At 51.1% G+C, this 16,584-nt stretch carries 15 protein-coding genes and 1 other RNA gene; 9 read left to right on the top strand and 7 right to left on the bottom strand.

Annotated features, from left to right (window positions below; translation table 11 throughout):
- Positions 1 to 3: 3 nt before the first annotated feature.
- Together GOB58_RS11480 and GOB58_RS11475 are read right to left on the bottom strand one after the other, a co-directional pair.
- A complete protein-coding gene (locus tag GOB58_RS11480) occupies positions 4 to 1,284 on the bottom strand; it encodes an AAA family ATPase (protein WP_086635425.1) in 1,281 nt (426 codons plus the stop codon).
- Entirely contained in the window at positions 1,281 to 1,868 is a 588-nt protein-coding gene (locus GOB58_RS11475; protein ID WP_173560269.1) for a hypothetical protein, read from the bottom strand. Before GOB58_RS11475 ends, GOB58_RS11480 begins: the two co-directional genes overlap by 4 nt.
- Before the next feature lie 232 nt (positions 1,869 to 2,100).
- On the opposite strand from GOB58_RS11475, the gene rimP reads away from it, so the two are divergent.
- From rimP to rbfA, 5 genes are read left to right on the top strand one after another with little or no spacing between them, the layout of a single operon-like run.
- Positions 2,101 to 2,685 carry a ribosome maturation factor RimP gene (rimP, locus tag GOB58_RS11470; protein ID WP_086635432.1) on the top strand — a complete coding sequence of 195 codons (585 nt, stop codon included), beginning with the start codon at positions 2,101 to 2,103 and terminating at the stop codon, positions 2,683 to 2,685.
- Between the two features lie 30 nt (positions 2,686 to 2,715).
- Entirely contained in the window at positions 2,716 to 4,242 is a 1,527-nt protein-coding gene (gene nusA / locus GOB58_RS11465) for a transcription termination factor NusA (protein WP_086553891.1), read from the top strand.
- 40 nt (positions 4,243 to 4,282) lie between these two features.
- Positions 4,283 to 4,927 (top strand): RNA-binding protein, encoded by a 645-nt coding sequence (locus GOB58_RS11460; protein WP_242005328.1) that lies wholly within the window; start codon positions 4,283 to 4,285, stop codon positions 4,925 to 4,927.
- On the top strand, positions 4,924 to 7,593 hold the full coding sequence (infB, locus tag GOB58_RS11455; RefSeq protein ID WP_086553892.1) for a translation initiation factor IF-2: 2,670 nt from the start codon (positions 4,924 to 4,926) through the stop codon (positions 7,591 to 7,593). Before GOB58_RS11460 ends, infB begins: the two co-directional genes overlap by 4 nt.
- Entirely contained in the window at positions 7,590 to 8,051 is a 462-nt protein-coding gene (gene rbfA / locus GOB58_RS11450) for a 30S ribosome-binding factor RbfA (RefSeq protein WP_173560268.1), read from the top strand. Before infB ends, rbfA begins: the two co-directional genes overlap by 4 nt.
- 15 nt (positions 8,052 to 8,066) lie before the next feature.
- Here the strand turns inward: rbfA and GOB58_RS11445 are convergent, their stop codons facing one another.
- The gene (locus GOB58_RS11445) at positions 8,067 to 8,519 is read right to left on the bottom strand and encodes an Lrp/AsnC family transcriptional regulator (protein WP_086553894.1); all 453 of its coding nucleotides are present in this window, start codon (positions 8,517 to 8,519) and stop codon (positions 8,067 to 8,069) included.
- 132 nt (positions 8,520 to 8,651) lie between these two features.
- On the opposite strand from GOB58_RS11445, the gene alr reads away from it, so the two are divergent.
- The gene (gene alr, locus GOB58_RS11440) at positions 8,652 to 9,821 is read left to right on the top strand and encodes an alanine racemase (protein WP_173560279.1); all 1,170 of its coding nucleotides are present in this window, start codon (positions 8,652 to 8,654) and stop codon (positions 9,819 to 9,821) included.
- Entirely contained in the window at positions 9,821 to 11,077 is a 1,257-nt protein-coding gene (locus GOB58_RS11435; protein ID WP_173560267.1) for a D-amino acid dehydrogenase, read from the top strand. The genes alr and GOB58_RS11435 overlap by 1 nt, the downstream gene beginning before the upstream one ends.
- Before the next feature lie 39 nt (positions 11,078 to 11,116).
- Here the strand turns inward: GOB58_RS11435 and GOB58_RS11430 are convergent, their stop codons facing one another.
- The 4 genes from GOB58_RS11430 to ssrA form a co-directional block, all read right to left on the bottom strand.
- Positions 11,117 to 11,509, bottom strand: a complete 393-nt coding sequence (locus tag GOB58_RS11430) for a VOC family protein (protein ID WP_086553896.1) — start codon at positions 11,507 to 11,509, stop codon at positions 11,117 to 11,119.
- A gap of 59 nt (positions 11,510 to 11,568) precedes the next feature.
- Entirely contained in the window at positions 11,569 to 13,227 is a 1,659-nt protein-coding gene (locus GOB58_RS11425) for a fumarate hydratase (protein WP_086553897.1), read from the bottom strand.
- 45 nt (positions 13,228 to 13,272) lie between these two features.
- Entirely contained in the window at positions 13,273 to 13,803 is a 531-nt protein-coding gene (locus GOB58_RS11420; RefSeq protein ID WP_086553898.1) for an SspB family protein, read from the bottom strand.
- Between the two features lie 369 nt (positions 13,804 to 14,172).
- Positions 14,173 to 14,504: a transfer-messenger RNA gene (ssrA, locus tag GOB58_RS11415) on the bottom strand.
- A 75-nt stretch (positions 14,505 to 14,579) separates the two neighbouring features.
- Here ssrA and thyX point away from each other — a divergent pair.
- A complete protein-coding gene (thyX, locus tag GOB58_RS11410; RefSeq protein ID WP_173560266.1) occupies positions 14,580 to 15,494 on the top strand; it encodes an FAD-dependent thymidylate synthase in 915 nt (304 codons plus the stop codon).
- Between the two features lie 30 nt (positions 15,495 to 15,524).
- Positions 15,525 to 15,779 (top strand): hypothetical protein, encoded by a 255-nt coding sequence (locus GOB58_RS11405; protein WP_173560265.1) that lies wholly within the window; start codon positions 15,525 to 15,527, stop codon positions 15,777 to 15,779.
- Positions 15,780 to 16,584 lie beyond the last annotated feature (805 nt).

The raw sequence follows: 16,584 nt of genomic DNA, 5'->3' as shown, positions 1-16,584 counted from the left end.
TTTTCAGGGCATCAGACGAGCATGGGAAGATGTAGAGTTTGGATTGTTATCAGCGGTTCTGGCCGTGATGGTACCATCTTCTGCCCGGTCAATCGTGACCATCCGGGCTCCCTGCTGGCGGGCAACAATCAGTGATTCGCTGATCATATCTTCTATGGAGCGTACGAGGTCACGGGCAGAGGCACCGTCTCCCATACGAATCTGGCGACGCATGACGTCCATCAGCAGGGTCGGGTCAATTCCGCCAACTTCAATTTTCAGGCCATAGCCTTCAATCATAGTTTCAATTTCAAGGGCAGCAACACGTGCAATATCAAGGCCTTTGAGGGCGCGGAAAACAAAGATACGATCAAGGCGGTTAAGGACTTCGGCAGCAAAGCCAGCCTGACGCAGGGCTTCAACCGATTCGGCACGCATACGGTCCGGGTCGTCATGCAGGCGGTCTGCAATCTCGGTCAGAGCTTCTGTCGCAATATTTGAGGTCAGAACAAAGATAGCCCTTACTGTTGAGACCTGCTGCCCGGTTGAGGCTTCAGTAATGTGCCCGTCATTCCATGCGGTCAGGAATTTTTTGAAAACATCAGGATGTGCTTTTTCGATCTCATCAAGCAAAACAACAGCATCTGGTTTTTCTTTAAGGCCGCCGGTGAGTTTACCATAGGTGTCTGACCCGACATATCCTTTAGGTGAACCAAAGAGCTGAGTTGCAGCATGGGGGTCACTCATCTGCGTCATATCAAAATGCAGTAAAGGGCGTTCAAGCTGCTGGGCCATCTGCTTTGCCAGATAGGTTTTGCCCGTGCCAGGGGGGCCAGCAAGCAGGAAGATACCAACGGGTTTGCCACGCACCTGCAGAGCCAGGCGCCGGCGCAGCTGAGCAGCAATGTCTTCACAGACCTGATCCTGGCCGATAACGCGTGCGCGCAGATTAGCGGCAAGTTCTTCCGCATCAAGGCTGGTTTCACGCTGCTCACGTGCCAGCATTTCTTCGAGAGCGTTGCGGTTCGTTAGTCTGCTGAGAATATCCATAATCCATCCTTGTTGGCGCAACAAACCTTTACGGGCAAGTCGCTCCGCTCTTACTTCAAATAACAGTCCGCTTATTGTCAGAATACTACCTGCTGCAGCCAGTACAGGCCATGCCGGAGCGCACCACTTCATAAAATGCCCGACAGAAGCCAGTGAAAGGTGAAGGCTGATGGCCATTTGTATGCTGGCCAGAATCAGGAAGATCACCATCATTAACGGCATCAGGCGGTTAAGAGCGGGGAGTAAACCTTTCATTGGGCAATCACAGTCATGCTTAGTGTTTGTCCACCATGAATAACAGGGAGAGCCTGAGGTCCAAACATCGTAATAACTCCAGTACCGATTCCTGACATCCCCGGGTCAGAAGCAGGCGTAACACTGACTGTGCCTGCGACCGTAATCGGGAGAATGAGAGTTTTCGGGGTGGGTGCAAGGTGCACGGTCTGAGACATTGTGCCGCATGATATCGTAACAATGCCACCGCTGCCGGTAGCGTCAAATACAGGCATTTCTACAAGTCTGAGTTCCCGACGCTTTACCGCTGCAAGAATCTGGCTTTGTTCATCGGGTGAAAATTCAGAGTGACTTAAAGCCTCAGCTGCGGAATCAGGGGAGATGAGGCGCACCTGAGTGGCCTGATTGCCCATGGAAATAATTTCCGATGAAGAGGCAGACTCCCCGGCCATGGATGATAAAAATGTCTTACCGCCGGTAAAATGAACACCCGCTCCGGCTAAGAGAATAACCGTACCTGTGAGAATACACGCAGCTTTCAGGCCAGAGGTTTTTTTTTCCTCTTCTGCACGAAGTTTTCTCTCTGGCTGAGGGGTGAAGCTCATGCGAATTACCCAGGCAGTATAGTTAATATGGTAAGCGTCGCCGGTTGATTATAATACCGTATGAAGCCCGAAAAAGACATATAATTATAATATCGTTATGAGGCCTGAAAAAGGCATATAAGATTAACTTCAGGACACTTGCAGAGATAGTGGAAATCGCTTACACACAAATATCTCCTTTCATGAATATAAAAAATTGGGGGGTGGCCTTGACGGGCCGCCTGGTTTTGTATTGGACGCTGATCTCTCTGCTCATTCAGGCCTCGAATCCAGACTGGTTGCGCTTATTGCGCCGATGATCGAGGATATGGGGTATGAAATAGTTCGCATTTCTGTGCTCGGGCGCGAGAGGCCGACTGTACAGATTATGGCAGACCGCAAGGATGGCTCTCTGATCAGTGTCAATGATTGTGAGCGCATTAGCCGTGCTGCCGGCGCTATCTTTGATGTTGAAGATCCTATTCCGGGTAACTGGACGCTTGAAGTGTCTTCAGCAGGGATTGATCGCCCTCTTACACGCGTGAAAGACTGGAATCGCTTTGCCGGACATCAGGCTAAAGCTGAAGTGATTGTGCCATTAAACGGACGTCGTCGCTTTCTTGGTGTGGTGCTTGGTGCCGACGAGACAGCGGCACGCTTAAAGCTGGATGACGGCACGGAAGTTGCGTTGCCCCTGGCTGAAATTCGCCGCGCCCGTCTGGTTCTGACGGACGCTCTCATCGAGTCGAGTGCACGTATGGCCCGCCCGGCTGCTGCGGGTGATCACGACGAAGATAATGTAGAGTCTGATGGTTCTGCTGATTTCAGACTGAACTGATCAAGCTGCCTGTTTTGGAGAGCTGAGAGCATGGATACCTCTGTTTCCCGTCCTGAATTACTGCTGGTTGCAGATGCTGTTTCGCGCGAGAAAGGAATTGATCGCGACGAAGTGCTGGAAGCCATGGAGCAGGCCATTCAAAAGGCCGGGCGTGCTAAATACGGTCACGAAAAAGATATTCGTGCGACCATTGATCGCCGCACCGGGGAGGTTCGTCTTTCCCGCTGGACCGAGGTGGTTGAGCAGGTAGAAAATGAGGAAACACAAATTCCTCTGGCGATCGCCAAAAAATTTCAGGAAAACCTGAAAATTGGCGAATATATCGTTGACCCGCTGCCTCCGATTGATTTTGGACGTATTGCCGCGCAGACCGCTAAGCAGGTTATCGTGCAGCGTGTGCGCGAGTATGAGCGTAAGCGCCAGTATAACGAGTTTAAAGATCGTGTTGGCGAGATTGTTAATGGCACGGTTAAGCGTACTGAATACGGTAACCTTATGGTTGAGATCGGTTCGACAGAGGCACTGCTGCGTCGTGATGAGCTGATCGCCCGCGAGACATTCCGTAACTCTGATCGTGTTCGTGCTTACATCTATGATGTGCGCGACGAGCCACGTGGCCCGCAGGTTTTCCTCTCCCGTACCCATCCTGCATTCCTTGCAAAGTTGTTTGCACAGGAAGTGCCGGAGATTTATGACGGTATTATCGAAATTAAGGCTGTTGCCCGTGACCCTGGTTCACGTGCGAAGATGGCTGTTATTTCGCGTGATGCCTCTATTGACCCGGTTGGTGCCTGTGTGGGTATGCGCGGGTCCAGGGTTCAGGCTGTTGTTGCTGAACTTCAGGGCGAGAAAATTGATATTATTCCCTGGAGCCCGCAGGCGGCTACTTTTGTCGTGAATGCGCTTGCTCCGGCTGAAGTGTCTAAAGTGGTTATGGACGAGGAAGCCGGTCGTGTTGAGGTTGTTGTTCCTGATGAACAGCTTTCTCTGGCAATCGGTCGTCGTGGTCAGAACGTACGTCTGGCCAGCCAGCTGACACGCTGGGATATTGATATTCTGACTGAAGCAGAAGAATCTGAACGTCGTCAGGAAGAATTCCGCCGTCGGACAAACCTGTTTGTCAGCGCGCTTGATGTTGATGATGTTATTGCAGGGCTTCTGGTTACTGAAGGTTTCCACTCAGTGGAGGAGCTGGCCTACGCTGAGCCAGACGAGCTGATTGGTATCGAAGGTTTTGACGAATCGGTCGTTGGTGAGCTGGTGCAGCGTGCGGAGTCTTTCCTTGTGAAAAAGGAAGATGATCTTGATAGCCGTCGCAAAGAGCTGCTGGTTTCTGACGAGATTGCCGATCTGGGCGTATTTACGAATCAGATGCTTGTGACTCTCGGTGAAAAGGGTATAAAGACCCTCGATGATCTTGCCGACCTGGCAGGTGATGAGCTGGTTGATATCCTCGGAGCTGATGTTATCGAGGAAGATGCTGCAAATGAAATTATTATGGCAGCTCGTGCACACTGGTTTGATGAAGGGGAGGGAGCCTCTCCTTCTGAAGGATAGTCGTCAGAGCCCTTTCAGGTCTGATAGCAGGGGATAATATTTGTCAGAGAGTGAAGCTGATACAGAAACGGGTCCATTGCGTCGCTGCGCCGTGACACGGCAGCAGGGGCAGCCTGAGGACATGATTCGTTTCGTGGTTTCGCCATCTTCTGTTATTACACCTGACCTGGGTGCGAAACTTCCCGGGCGAGGAATATGGTTGAGTGCGCGGCAGGATGTGGTAGAACAGGCCTGCAAGCGTGGTGTTTTTGCCCGGGCCGCGCGTTGTCAGGTGCAGATACCTGATGATCTGATGTTTCAGATCGAAAAAGGTCTGCATCAGCGTATGATAAATGTTTTAGGGCTTGCCCGGCGTGCCGGGCAGTCTGTGAGTGGGTTTACGAAGGTACGTGAAATGATAGCGCGGCAGCAGGCCGCAGTTATTGTGCACGCATCAGATGGCAGTGAAGATGAGTTGCGCCGGCTTTTGTCAGGTGCGCGCGAGCTGCCCGTAATCAGGACGCTTTCGGTGAAGGACCTTACGCAGGCTTTCGGTCGTGAGCGAGTGGTGAATGTGGCACTGGCGCACGGGGGCATGGCCTCCCGTCTGTGTTGCGAAAATGGGCGTTTTATCGGGGTTGCCATCAGTGCTCCCCAGGTTCGTCGGACTTTTTCGGCGGATGGGTTTGAACAGGCAGGTCAATGAGCGAAGGCAAGGATCAGGATCAGGGTAAAGGGCGTTTGTCCCTTCGGACGGCGGGTCGTTCGGACGTAGGGCGGACGGTTGATGCCGGGTCAGTACGGCAGAGTTTCAGCCATGGCCGCTCCAAGGTTGTTCAGGTCGAGGTGCGCAAAAAGCGTGGTCCCGGCTCTGGCAGCGGCGGACGTGGTGGCGGTGGCCGTACTCTGACAGCAGCTGAGCTGGCTATTCGTCAGCGTGTGCTTCTGGAGCAGAAAAAAGCAGCAGAAGAAGCTGAACGTCGCGAGGCTGAACGTCGTGAGCAGGAAAAGATTCAGATTCTTTCTGCCGCAGAAGAAGCACGTCGCCGTGAAGAAGATGAAAAGCGTGCAGCTGAAGAAGTGGTCGCTGCGGCTGAAGCCGAGCGTAAGTCACGTATCGATGCAATTAAGCCAATTGAGCTGAAGGGACCAGTTGTTTCAGCTGTTCCTATTCCGGGCGAAGTTACTCTTGCACCGCCTGTTGACCGTCTGAAGCCGCTTGCTGAGCGTGCTGTGATGCCTGCCAGGCCGCTTAAAAAGCAGCCCGCACCTCAGGCTTCTCAGTCTGCGCGTTCTCAGCCCTCGACTTCGACTGCTGAACAGACTGCAGCGCCGACTCTGCGTCTGCGTGGTGGGCGTGCAGCAGAAGCTGATGAAGAGCCACGTCGTGGTGCAGGTTCGCCCCGTCGCCCTGGTGGTAATGGTGCACCTCCTCCCCGTAAGAGTGCCGGTGCACGTCGTGGTGATAGTGGTCGTCGTTCAGGCCGTATCGATGTGCGTGCAGCGATTGAAGGGGATGATGATAAAACCCGTTCTCTCGCTTCTGTACGTCGTCAGCGTGAGCGTGAGCGTCGTCAGGCCGAGCTTGAGCGCCTGCGTGCCGACCAGGTTCGTGTCGTACGTGATGTTATTCTGCCTGAAACGATTACCGTTCAGGAACTGGCAAACCGTATGGCCGCCCGTCAGGGTGAAGTTATCAAGGCTCTGATGAAAAACGGCGTTATGGCGACCGTTACACAGACGATTGATGCTGATACTGCTGAGCTTATCGTTGAAGAATTTGGTCACCGCGTTCGTCGTGTGGCTGAAAGCGATGTTGAGCTGGGTATTGAGGGTATCGAAGATACGCCTGAAAATCTGGTTGCGCGTCCGCCTGTTGTTACTGTTATGGGTCACGTTGACCACGGTAAGACATCTCTGCTCGATGCTTTGCGCACGACAGATATGGCTGGTGGCGAGGCCGGTGGTATCACCCAGCATATCGGTGCATATCAGGTGACACTCGCATCCGGTGCGAAGATTACCTTCCTCGATACGCCAGGACATGAAGCATTTACTGCTATGCGTGCCCGTGGTGCTTCGATCACCGATGTGGTTGTTCTGGTTGTTGCTGCTGATGACGGTGTTATGCCGCAGACAATTGAAGCGATTAAGCACGCTAAGGCTGCTGATGCGCCGATTATTGTTGCCATCAACAAAATTGATAAACCAGGTGCAAACCCTGAGCGGGTTCGTCAGGAACTTCTGAGCCACGAGATTGTTGTTGAATCTCTTGGTGGTGACGTTCAGGACGTTGAAGTTTCAGCTAAGAAACGTGAAGGTCTTGATAAGCTCGAGGAAGCTATTCTGCTTCAGGCAGAAATCCTTGATCTTAAGGCTAACCCGAACCGTTCAGCTGAAGGCGCTGTTATTGAAAGCCGTCTGGATAAGGGCCGTGGCTCTGTTGCCTCTGTTCTGGTTCAGAAAGGTGTTCTCAATAAAGGTGATATCGTGGTTGCCGGCGCTGAGTGGGGCCGTGTGCGTGCTCTGGTTAATGACCGTGGCCGTCAGGTTTCTGAAGCTGGTCCGTCAACACCGGTTGAGGTTCTTGGCCTGACTGGTGTGCCTGCCGCAGGCGCTCCTTTCGTTGTCGTTGAGAACGAAATGCGTGCCCGTGAGATCTGTGAGTTCCGTCAGAGAAAACTGAAAGAACATCATGTTGCTGGTCAGGTTGCGGCCCGTGGCACACTTGATCAGATGCTGGCACGTATTCAGGCTGGTGAGCAGAAAGAAGTTGCAGTTCTGATTAAGGCGGACGTTCGTGGTTCGGCTGAAGCTCTTCAGGCAACGGTTCTTAAGCTTGCTCATGAGGAAGTTGGTGTTCGCGTTGTGAATGCAACAGTTGGTCAGATCACCGAAAGTGATGTGCAGCTGGCTAAAGCTTCTGACTCTGTAATTATTGCCTTTAACGTGCGTGCAACCTCTCAGGCTCGTCTGCTGGCGCAGCGTGAAGATGTTGATATTCGTTATTACTCCATCATCTACCAGGTGGCTGATGATGTGGAACAGCTGGTTCGTGGCAAGATTGCTCCGAAACATCGCGAAGTGTTCCTTGGGTATGCCGAAATTCGCAAGGTGTTTGATATTACCCGTGTGGGTAAAGTGGCCGGTTGTTATGTCACAGAGGGCGTTGTGAAACGTGGCTGTGGTGTACGTCTGCTGCGTGACGGTGTGGTGATCCATGAAGGTGATCTGAGCCAGCTCAAACGCTTTAAAGATGATGTTAAAGAAGCCGCCAAAGGCTACGAATGTGGTCTGTCTTTCGCCGGGTATAATGACCTGCGCGAAGGTGACGTGGTTGAATGTTTTGAAAGTGAACTGGTTCCGGCATGAGTCGTCACGGGTCAGATAAGTCGAAACACAGTGGGCCGGCGGGGTATCTCGCCGGTCTTTCACCATCAGGCCCCTCGCAGCGTCAGCTGCGTGTAGGCGAAGAGGTGAGGCGTGTTCTGGCTGAGTTATTCTCTCGCAGCACATTTCGTAACCCCGAGCTTGCTGGTATTATGGTGACTGTGACTGAAGTCCGCCTGTCACCAGATTTCAGACATGCTACGGTTTTCGTTGCTCTTATGGGGCAGAGCGATATTGAGGCGCATCTGCCAGCTCTGAAAAAAGTGGCTCCATGGCTGCGCTCTCAGATGTCGCGTAAACTGCGCCTGCGTATTGTGCCGGAGCTGCATTTTCAGCCTGATACAACACTTGATCAGGCCATGCATATGAATGCCCTGCTCAGATCACCTGACGTTATGCGTGATCTCGACGAAGAAACAGAAGAAGAGGCTGAAGACTAGCCTCTTCTTCGCTGCTTATTTTTTCCATTCCTGAACAACCGGACGGATTGCAAAGTTACTTTGAATCCGTACCACTCCTGGCATGCGGGAAAGCTCTTCTTTATGAATGCGCTCGTAGTCTGACATATCTCGTGCTTCAACGCGCAGCAGATAATCGGCATCGCCTGTCATCAGATAACATTCTTTGACTTCCGGGCAGTTGCGAACACTTTTCTCAAATTGCCCCAGACATTCTTCAGTTTGCCGTTCAAGTGTAATCTGAACAATTACGGTAGCCATAGAGTGTGTTGCATTACGATCAACAATGGCCCGATATCCCTGAATAATTCCGGTTTGTTCAAGCAGTTTGACACGCCGCAGGCACGCTGATGGCGAAAGCCCGACGCGGTGTGCCAGCTCAGCGTTTGTCAGGCGGCCATCCTGTTGCAGATGCCGGAGTATGAGATCTGTCATACGATCGAAGATCATAAGTGTATTTCCACACTATTCGTATATTCTGTAAGAAACAGGTTATTATTTGCATTATTCTGCGTCAGATTCGCAGGATATATCGTAGTTTCTCTGCTAAAATTGTAAGATAAAAACAATATAGGTGGCATGATGCCTTCTCTCGTAGCTTCAGACGTACGCTGGCCTGCCAGCAGAGCAGGTGCGGTGCTGACAGTTGATCTTGCAGCCCTTGCTGCGAACTATCGTTTTTTGACGCATAAGGCAAAAAAAGCTGTCTGTGCGGCGGTGGTTAAAGCAGATGCCTATGGGCTTGGTGCAGAGAAGGTTGTTCCTGCTCTTCTCAGATCTGGCGCGCGGGAATTTTTTGTTGCCCATGTCGATGAAGGGCTTGCTCTTGCTCCATTTTTATCAGAGCAGGCTCGCATTTCAGTTTTGCACGGTGCACGGCCCGGGGCACTTAAGGCCTGTATTGCCGCCGGTATGCGCCCGGTAATGAATTCGCTGGAGCAGATCGGGCAGCTGAAAGCTCTGGCCGCGCGTTTGGGCCAAAAACAGGATGCGATTTTGCAGGTTGATACGGGCATGTCCCGCTTCGGGCTGTCTCAGGCAGATGTGCATAAAATTGCACATGACCCCTCTTTGCTTGATGGAATTTCGCTGTCTCTCATTATGAGCCACCTGGCCTGTGCTGACACGCCGGAAGACCCGGCAAATAAGCAGCAGCTGGATTGTTTTTTATCCTGTGCCCGTATGCTTCCACCTGCACCGCTGAGTCTGGCCGCGTCTTCGGGTATTTTTTTGGGGGAGGCTTTTCATGGTGATCTGGTCAGGCCCGGGGCTGCATTATATGGAGTTGCTCCCAATAAACAGAGCCCGGATGTGATCCGTCCGGTTGTGCGTCTGCAAACGCATGTTCTGCAACTTCGTCAGCTCTCTCCTGGTGACAGAGTGGGATATGGTCTGACCTGGCAGGCAACAGAATCGTGTCGTGTTGCTGTACTGGCGACCGGATATGCCGATGGTTTTGCGCGACAGGGTGCGCAGGCTGGCTGTGCCTGGTTCAAAACATGGCGCCTGCCGGTGCTTGGGCGCATTTCCATGGATTCGATGGTGGTTGATATTTCAGCCGTGCCTGAAGCAGAGGTTAAACCTGATATGCTGGTTGACCTGCTGAATGCCCGTCATGGTGTAGATGAGGTTGCCCGGGCAGAAGGCACAATTGGTTATGAAGTGCTGACCTCACTGGGTCGAAGATATCATCGCGTTTATCAGCACGACTCCGCGACTGAAGACGCTAATTATGAAACAGAGGCAGTCTGATGAAAGTTTTTGTTCTTGGTGGCGGCGTTGTCGGTGTGACTTCGGCCTGGTATCTGGCGCAGGCAGGACATGAGGTAACGGTTATTGACCGTCAGCCTGGCGTGGGAATGGAGACCAGCTACGCCAATGCAGGGCAGGTGTCGCCCGGTTATTCAGCGCCATGGGCGGGCCCTGGTGTGCCTGTCAAAGCTGTAAAATGGCTACTAATGAAATATCGTCCGTTTGTATTCTGGCTAATGCCTGACCCGCATTTGTGGCGGTGGCTGGTGCAGATGCTCGAAAACTGCACGAGCGTGGCCTATGACCGCAATAAAGGTCGCATGGTCAGGCTGGCCGAATATAGTCGTGATGTGATGCGGGATCTGCGCAATGAAACCGGCATTCGCTACGATGACCGTCAGCAGGGTACATTGCAGGTTTTTCGTACGCAAAAGCAGTTTGATTCTGCCGGCGCTGATATTGCTGTGCTGAAACAGTACGAAGTACCTTATGAGGTGCTTGACTGTGCGCAGTGTGTTCAGGTTGAGCCAGGGCTTGCCAGCGCCGCTCATAAAATCGTCGGTGGTTTACGTTTGCCGACTGATGAAACAGGCGATGCTTTTCTGTTTACGCAACGCCTTGCTGCTATGGCCGAAAAAGCTGGTGTGAAGTTTCTTTATAACACGAGAATTGAAAGACTGGTTAAAGAAGGCGAAAAGATTACGTCAGTCGTGACGAGCAGAGGTGTGATCAAAGCTGATGCTTATGTGCTGGCTTTAGGCAGCTTTTCACCCTCTTTGCTGCGCCCGCTTAATATTCACCTGCCAGTTTACCCGGTTAAGGGATATTCTCTTACGGCAGATATTAAGGATGAAGCCCGGGCACCTGTTTCAACTATTATGGATGAAACATTTAAAATTGGCATTACCCGCCTGGGGGGTCGGGTGCGTGTTGGTGGCACCGCTGAACTGGCAGGTTTCAGCCGCAGTTTACGCAAACATCGTCGTGAAACCCTTGAGCATTCTGTGACGGATTTGTTCGCCGGGAGCTGTGATGTTTCCGAAGCGGTTTTCTGGAGCGGTCTTCGTCCTATGACGCCGGATGGTACACCCGTTATTGGTACAACAGGGCTCAGAAACCTGTTTTTAAATACAGGGCATGGTACGCTGGGCTGGACAATGGCCTGTGGGTCGGCGCGGGTGCTGGCTGATATTATATCCGGCCGCAAAACTGAGATCCCGAGTCAGGATCTGAATATTTTTCGTTATAAAATATAAGGCAGGCAGAGAGTTGCCGGACAGTAGTCCGGCAGTCTTTCAGCTTTGATACGACGCAATTTCTATCAGGTTTTCATCAGGGTCGTGGCAGTAGACAGAGGTGATGGGGCCAAGAGCACCAAGCCGGGCGACCGGGCCTTCAACGATAGCCACGCCACACTGCCTGAGATGGTCGGCAATATCCTCGCTTGTAACAGCGGTGACAAAACACAGGTCGTTGCCGCCTGGCAGAGCGTGAACAGCCGTGTCCCAGCCAGTTGCGTCATAGGGGCGTAAATTGAGCTTCTGGCCACCAAAACAAAGCGAAGTACGGTTGTTTCTGCCGTATTCTTCCCGGTCCATACCCAGAACGCGCTGATACCATGAGGCCGAGATTTCGAGGTCTTTAACGGTCAGGACTGCGTGGTCCATCCGGTCTACAGTAAAACGCATGGAATAGCTGCTTCCTCAGAGCTGGCCCGCCCCCTGATCAGGAGGCGGGTGCAGCAAGATTAACTCAGCTCAGCGTAGAAATCATGCCCTTTGTCGTCAATAACAATAAAGGCAGGGAAGTCTTCAACTTCAATTTTCCACACAGCTTCCATACCCAGTTCGGGGTATTCGAGCACTTCTACTTTACGAATACAGTCCTGAGCCAGTCTGGCAGCAGGGCCACCTACAGAACCAAGATAGAAGCCACCATATTTCTGGCAGGCATCCTTCACAGCTTTTGAACGATTCCCTTTGGCCAGCATGATCATTGATCCGCCATGGGCCTGCAGTTCATCAACATAAGAATCCATACGCCCGGCTGTCGTCGGACCGAAAGATCCTGTTGGCATGCCTGCTGGTGTTTTGGCTGGTCCGGCATAATAAACCGGGTGATCTTTCAGATATTGTGGCAGATCTTCCCCGCGTTCGAGGCGTTCTCTGAATTTGGCATGAGCAATGTCACGGGCGACAATGAGCGTGCCGGTCAGAGCAACACGTGTTTTAACCGGATAGCCTGAGAGTTCTTTACGAATTTCATCCATGGGTTTGCTGAGGTTAATTTTAACAGCCTCACCCTCCAGATGTTCGTCTGTCGTTTCTGGCAGGAATCGTGCGGGATCATGCTCGAGCTGTTCAAGGAAGAAGCCTTCAGCCGTAATGCGTGCTTTAACCTGACGGTCAGCAGAGCAGGAGACACCAATACCAACAGGCAGAGAAGCACCATGGCGTGGCAGGCGAATGACTCTCACATCGTGGCAGAAATATTTGCCGCCAAACTGTGCACCAATACCCAGTGTGCGGCTGAGCTGAAGCACTTTTTCTTCCATTTCAGTGTCACGGAAGGCATGACCGCCAATACTTCCGGATGTCGGCAGTTCGTCATACCAGTGCGTTGAGGCCAGTTTGACTGTTTTGAGTGTCTGTTCAGCTGACATACCACCAATGACTATTGCAAGGTGATAAGGCGGGCAGGCAGATGTTCCCAGGGTCTTAATTTTGGTGTCGAGCCAGTCAAGTAGTTTCTGCTCAGAGCCGAGCAGGGCGCGCGTTTCCTGAAACAGGAAGGTTTTGTTGGCGGAGCCACCACCCTTTGCTACGAACATCAGGTCAAACTGCTCGTCGTGGTAGGTGGCAGGGTTTGCCAGAATATCGCACTGTACAGGCAGATTGGTGCCGGTATTTTTCTCTTCAAACATAGAGAGAGGCGCCATCTGTGAATAACGCAGGTTTGTGCGGGTGTAGGTTTCATACACGCCTTTGGAAAAAGCAACTTCTTCGTCGCCATCACACCAGACGCGTTGTCCTTTTTTACCAAAGACGATCGCTGTCCCGGTATCCTGGCACATAGGCAGTACACCGCCAGCTGCAATACAGGCGTTTTTCAGCAGGTCGAGGGCCACAAAGCGGTCATTGTCAGAAGCTTCGGGGTCTTTGAGAATAAGAGCGAGTTTTTCAAGATGTGCTGGGCGCAGGTAGTGCGCTACTTCATGAAAAGCCTGCGCTGTCAGCTCTGTCAGGGCTTCAGAGGTAACATGCAGGATTGTTTTACCGCCACAGTGTGAAGTGCTGACGCCATCGATATCAAGCTTACGGTAACGGGTTTTATCTTCCCCGGTGGGGAAGAGGGGAGAGTAAGCGAACGCAGGGGGCGCAGACGGGCGGGGGGGCTGACTGTTCATGTGAAATCATCTCCATGGCCGTGGCCCCCTTTTAACCGGGAGCCTTTAACCGGGTGATGGGCCTTTTTTACGAAAAGCGTCAAGGCTTACCACCTGGGAAGAGCCATCACTTTCTGATGTGTGCTGTTCTGCCGTGTGCGTTTCATCTGGTGTTTCGGCTGTAGTTTCAGGCTCTTTTTCACTGAAATGCAGAGACAGGTGAATCGCCGGGTCAGCAAACGTTGTGATCGCGTTAAACGGAATAACCAGGGTCGAGCTTACGCCCCCAAAAGTCAGGTCAACGGAGATCTCAGAGGTTTCGCGGCTGACTTTAAGATTCCAGAACTGGTGTTGAAGTACAATTGTCATTTCATGCGGGTACTGCGCGCGCAGACGCGAAGGGATATCGACCCCTGGAAAATCGGTGCGGAAAGTCAGGTAGAAATGATGCTCACCCGGCAGACCGTTTTTGCTGACATGCTCAAAAGCGCTGAGCATGACCTGACGGTGTGCCTCTTCAAGCCACGTCTCATAAGGCAGCTCGCTGTCAAACGGGAAGCCCCCACCCCCCTGGGTGTTGTCATAATCGTCGGTCATAAAGGCTCTCCTTTAAACATGATGGTTTGCGCTGCTAAAACAGAGCTTGTCATTATGGAGGCATTTATATGCCAGAGATCAGCCGCGCGGGCAAAGACAAGGTGAGAATGAGGGCATAAAATTTAATATTTTTTTGTCATGGCCGGCAGGGCAGAAATACAGGCTGTGCTGACGGACTTCAGTAATAGCCGTGTTTGCCTGATTCAGCATAACACAAGCCAGTATGTGTTATCCGATACAGTAAGGAACATAATTGCGATATTTCTTTTCTATATCGTATATTTTTCCATATTTTATTTTCGCTTCAGACTTGTGGCAGTAGCTTGTGGATGTGTCGTTTTTTGTCGGGGTTGTCGCTCTGACATCTGAAGTGGGAGGGCTTCTGTTGCCCGGTGCCCTCCCGAACCGCGCTTATCGCTTATGCAGCAACAGCGAGCACCTCAGTGTTATCATTGGCACTTGTAAGTTTAGCCCGATAACGGCGGTACAATGCCGGGCAAAAGGAAGGTCTTTACCACGCGTGTCGAGCCTGTTTCGTCCCCATCTGCCTGAGCCGCAAAGCCCCGGTGTATATGGTGGAGACGCCGGGTACTGCCCCCGGGTCCACTACGCTTATTCCACGTTCCGTTTATCGCCATAGCCAAGGGTCGAACCCTCCTGCACCTCTGTATATAGAGAGAGGGGAGGCGAATTGCAAGATCACGTCTGGCATCACAGAGGTGGGTGGTGTAACAGGTCAGGCACCAGATTGTTTGAGCTTTTCGGGGGGAGCCGCAATGTCCTTGACTGATGCCCAGCGTGCAGAAATCGCTGCTCATGCCAGTGAAACCACGCCAACGCGCCGGCCAACAGTGCCGTCACTTGAGGCTATGCTGTATGCGCCTCAGAATGTGCTGGATCACGGTTTTATTCGTGTGATTGATTATATGGGTGATGATTCTGCCATTGTGCAGGCCGCACGTGTGTCCTACGGGCGTGGTACGCGCAAAGTGTCAGAGGATGCCGGGCTGATCCGTTATCTTATGCGCCATCGTCATTCCTCTCCTTTCGAGATGTGTGAAATTAAATTTCACGTCAAACTGCCGATATTCATTGCCAGACAGTGGATTCGTCATCGTATGGCCAGTGTAAACGAGTATTCTGCACGCTATTCTATTCTTGATAGTGAGTTTTATCTGCCCGCACCTGAGCATATGGCTGCACAGAGTGAAGTGAACCGTCAGGGACGTGGTTCAGTACTGAACGGAGATGATGCCGCTGAGGTGCTGAATCTTCTGCGACAGGATGCGATGCAGACATACAGCCACTATGAAACCATGCTGGATGCTGAAAATGGTTATGGCCTGGCTCGTGAGCTGGCACGGATTAACCTGACTCTGAACACTTACACGCAGTGGTACTGGAAGGTGGATCTGCATAATCTGATGCACTTCCTGGCACTGCGTCTTGACCCGCATGCTCAGTATGAAATTCGTGCTTATGCCGAGGAAATGTTGAAAGTTCTGCACGCATGGGTGCCACAGACGGCGAAGGCTTTTGAAGAATATCGCCGTGGTGCGGTTACGTTCTCAGCAAGCATGATTAAAGTGTTGCGGCGTATGCTTGCAGGTGAGGTCGTTGAGGTAGCGGACTCTGGTCTGAGCCGGCGGGAGTGGGATGAGATGATGGCTGTGCTCAGGGAGCAGTCATAATTACCTGCACTGTATAAAAGGACGTTCCTGGTGCAGGAAGAAGAAAATTTAAAACAAGCGTCTTTCGAAGAGAAAGAATCGTTTGAAGAGGGCGAAGTGTATCAAATCACTTCGCCTTCATCTTCATCATTGCCAAGCCTTACCCCCTTTGTGGTGGTTGCTTTATTTCTGGCCGGAGTGCTGGGCATTTTATGGTGGGCCAGCCCCGCTGACCAGAAAGACAAGAGTGTTTATATCTGTCACTCCACACAGACAGAAAGCGGTCAGGGCTTTTGCTTTCGCTGATAGCAGATGAGCTATGTGTTTTCTGTGTGTAGTCACCTTCTTCCATAACTTATAAGACGACGCCTGCCGGGTGATATGCTGTGACATACAGCATAAAACGATCACGTATGCGTGAATCGAGGGCCCCGCCTGCCAGCATGATGGTGATTCCTGATCTGTCTGCCCGGATCATAAAAATCTTCCCAGACGACATATTCCCGTTTTGTTCCCTATGTTTTTATAAATTATTAAGGTTATTATTAATGAAATTCTAACATAATTTATTTTTTCTTTTGAAAGAAATTCTGTTCTTTCAGTGGATTGTTTTTCTTTTTTCGTTGTCTAGTTTGTTAATGTTTTTATTATTTAAGTATTAAAAATCATATTTACCTTAATTATTCACAATATAATCAAGAAATAGTCGTCTTTTTATTCAATATAAACAAAATTATAATGTTATTTATGAACGCCTTATTTATTTATTTCATAAAATTAATTTAAATTTTTAGAAAAATAATTACTGAAGATGAATAATATTACAAAAATATCACCATAAATTACTTACATTCTTATTGTCATTTTTAATTAAACAAAATAGAGGACCAGTTAAGTCTTGATGTTCGGAACCGTTGTGGTCCGGTTTATGACAATTACGTGAGTGAGTGGTCTTATATAATGAGCAACACAACTGTATCTCTGAGTGAATTTTCGGATGCCAGCAAGGTTATTGGTGCTGACGGTCAGACAACAACTGTAACCGGTACGTCGTCTGTAGCGCTGAACGGTGCGACCCTGAAGGGTAACGTTGTTTTTGGTAATAATGGCG

The sequence above is a fragment of the Acetobacter thailandicus genome (assembly GCF_011516655.1).
Classification (GTDB): Bacteria; Pseudomonadota; Alphaproteobacteria; order Acetobacterales; family Acetobacteraceae; genus Acetobacter; species Acetobacter thailandicus.
The sequence above is the reverse complement of the archived record's forward strand: the minus strand, read 5'-3'. Positions and strand labels throughout refer to the sequence as shown.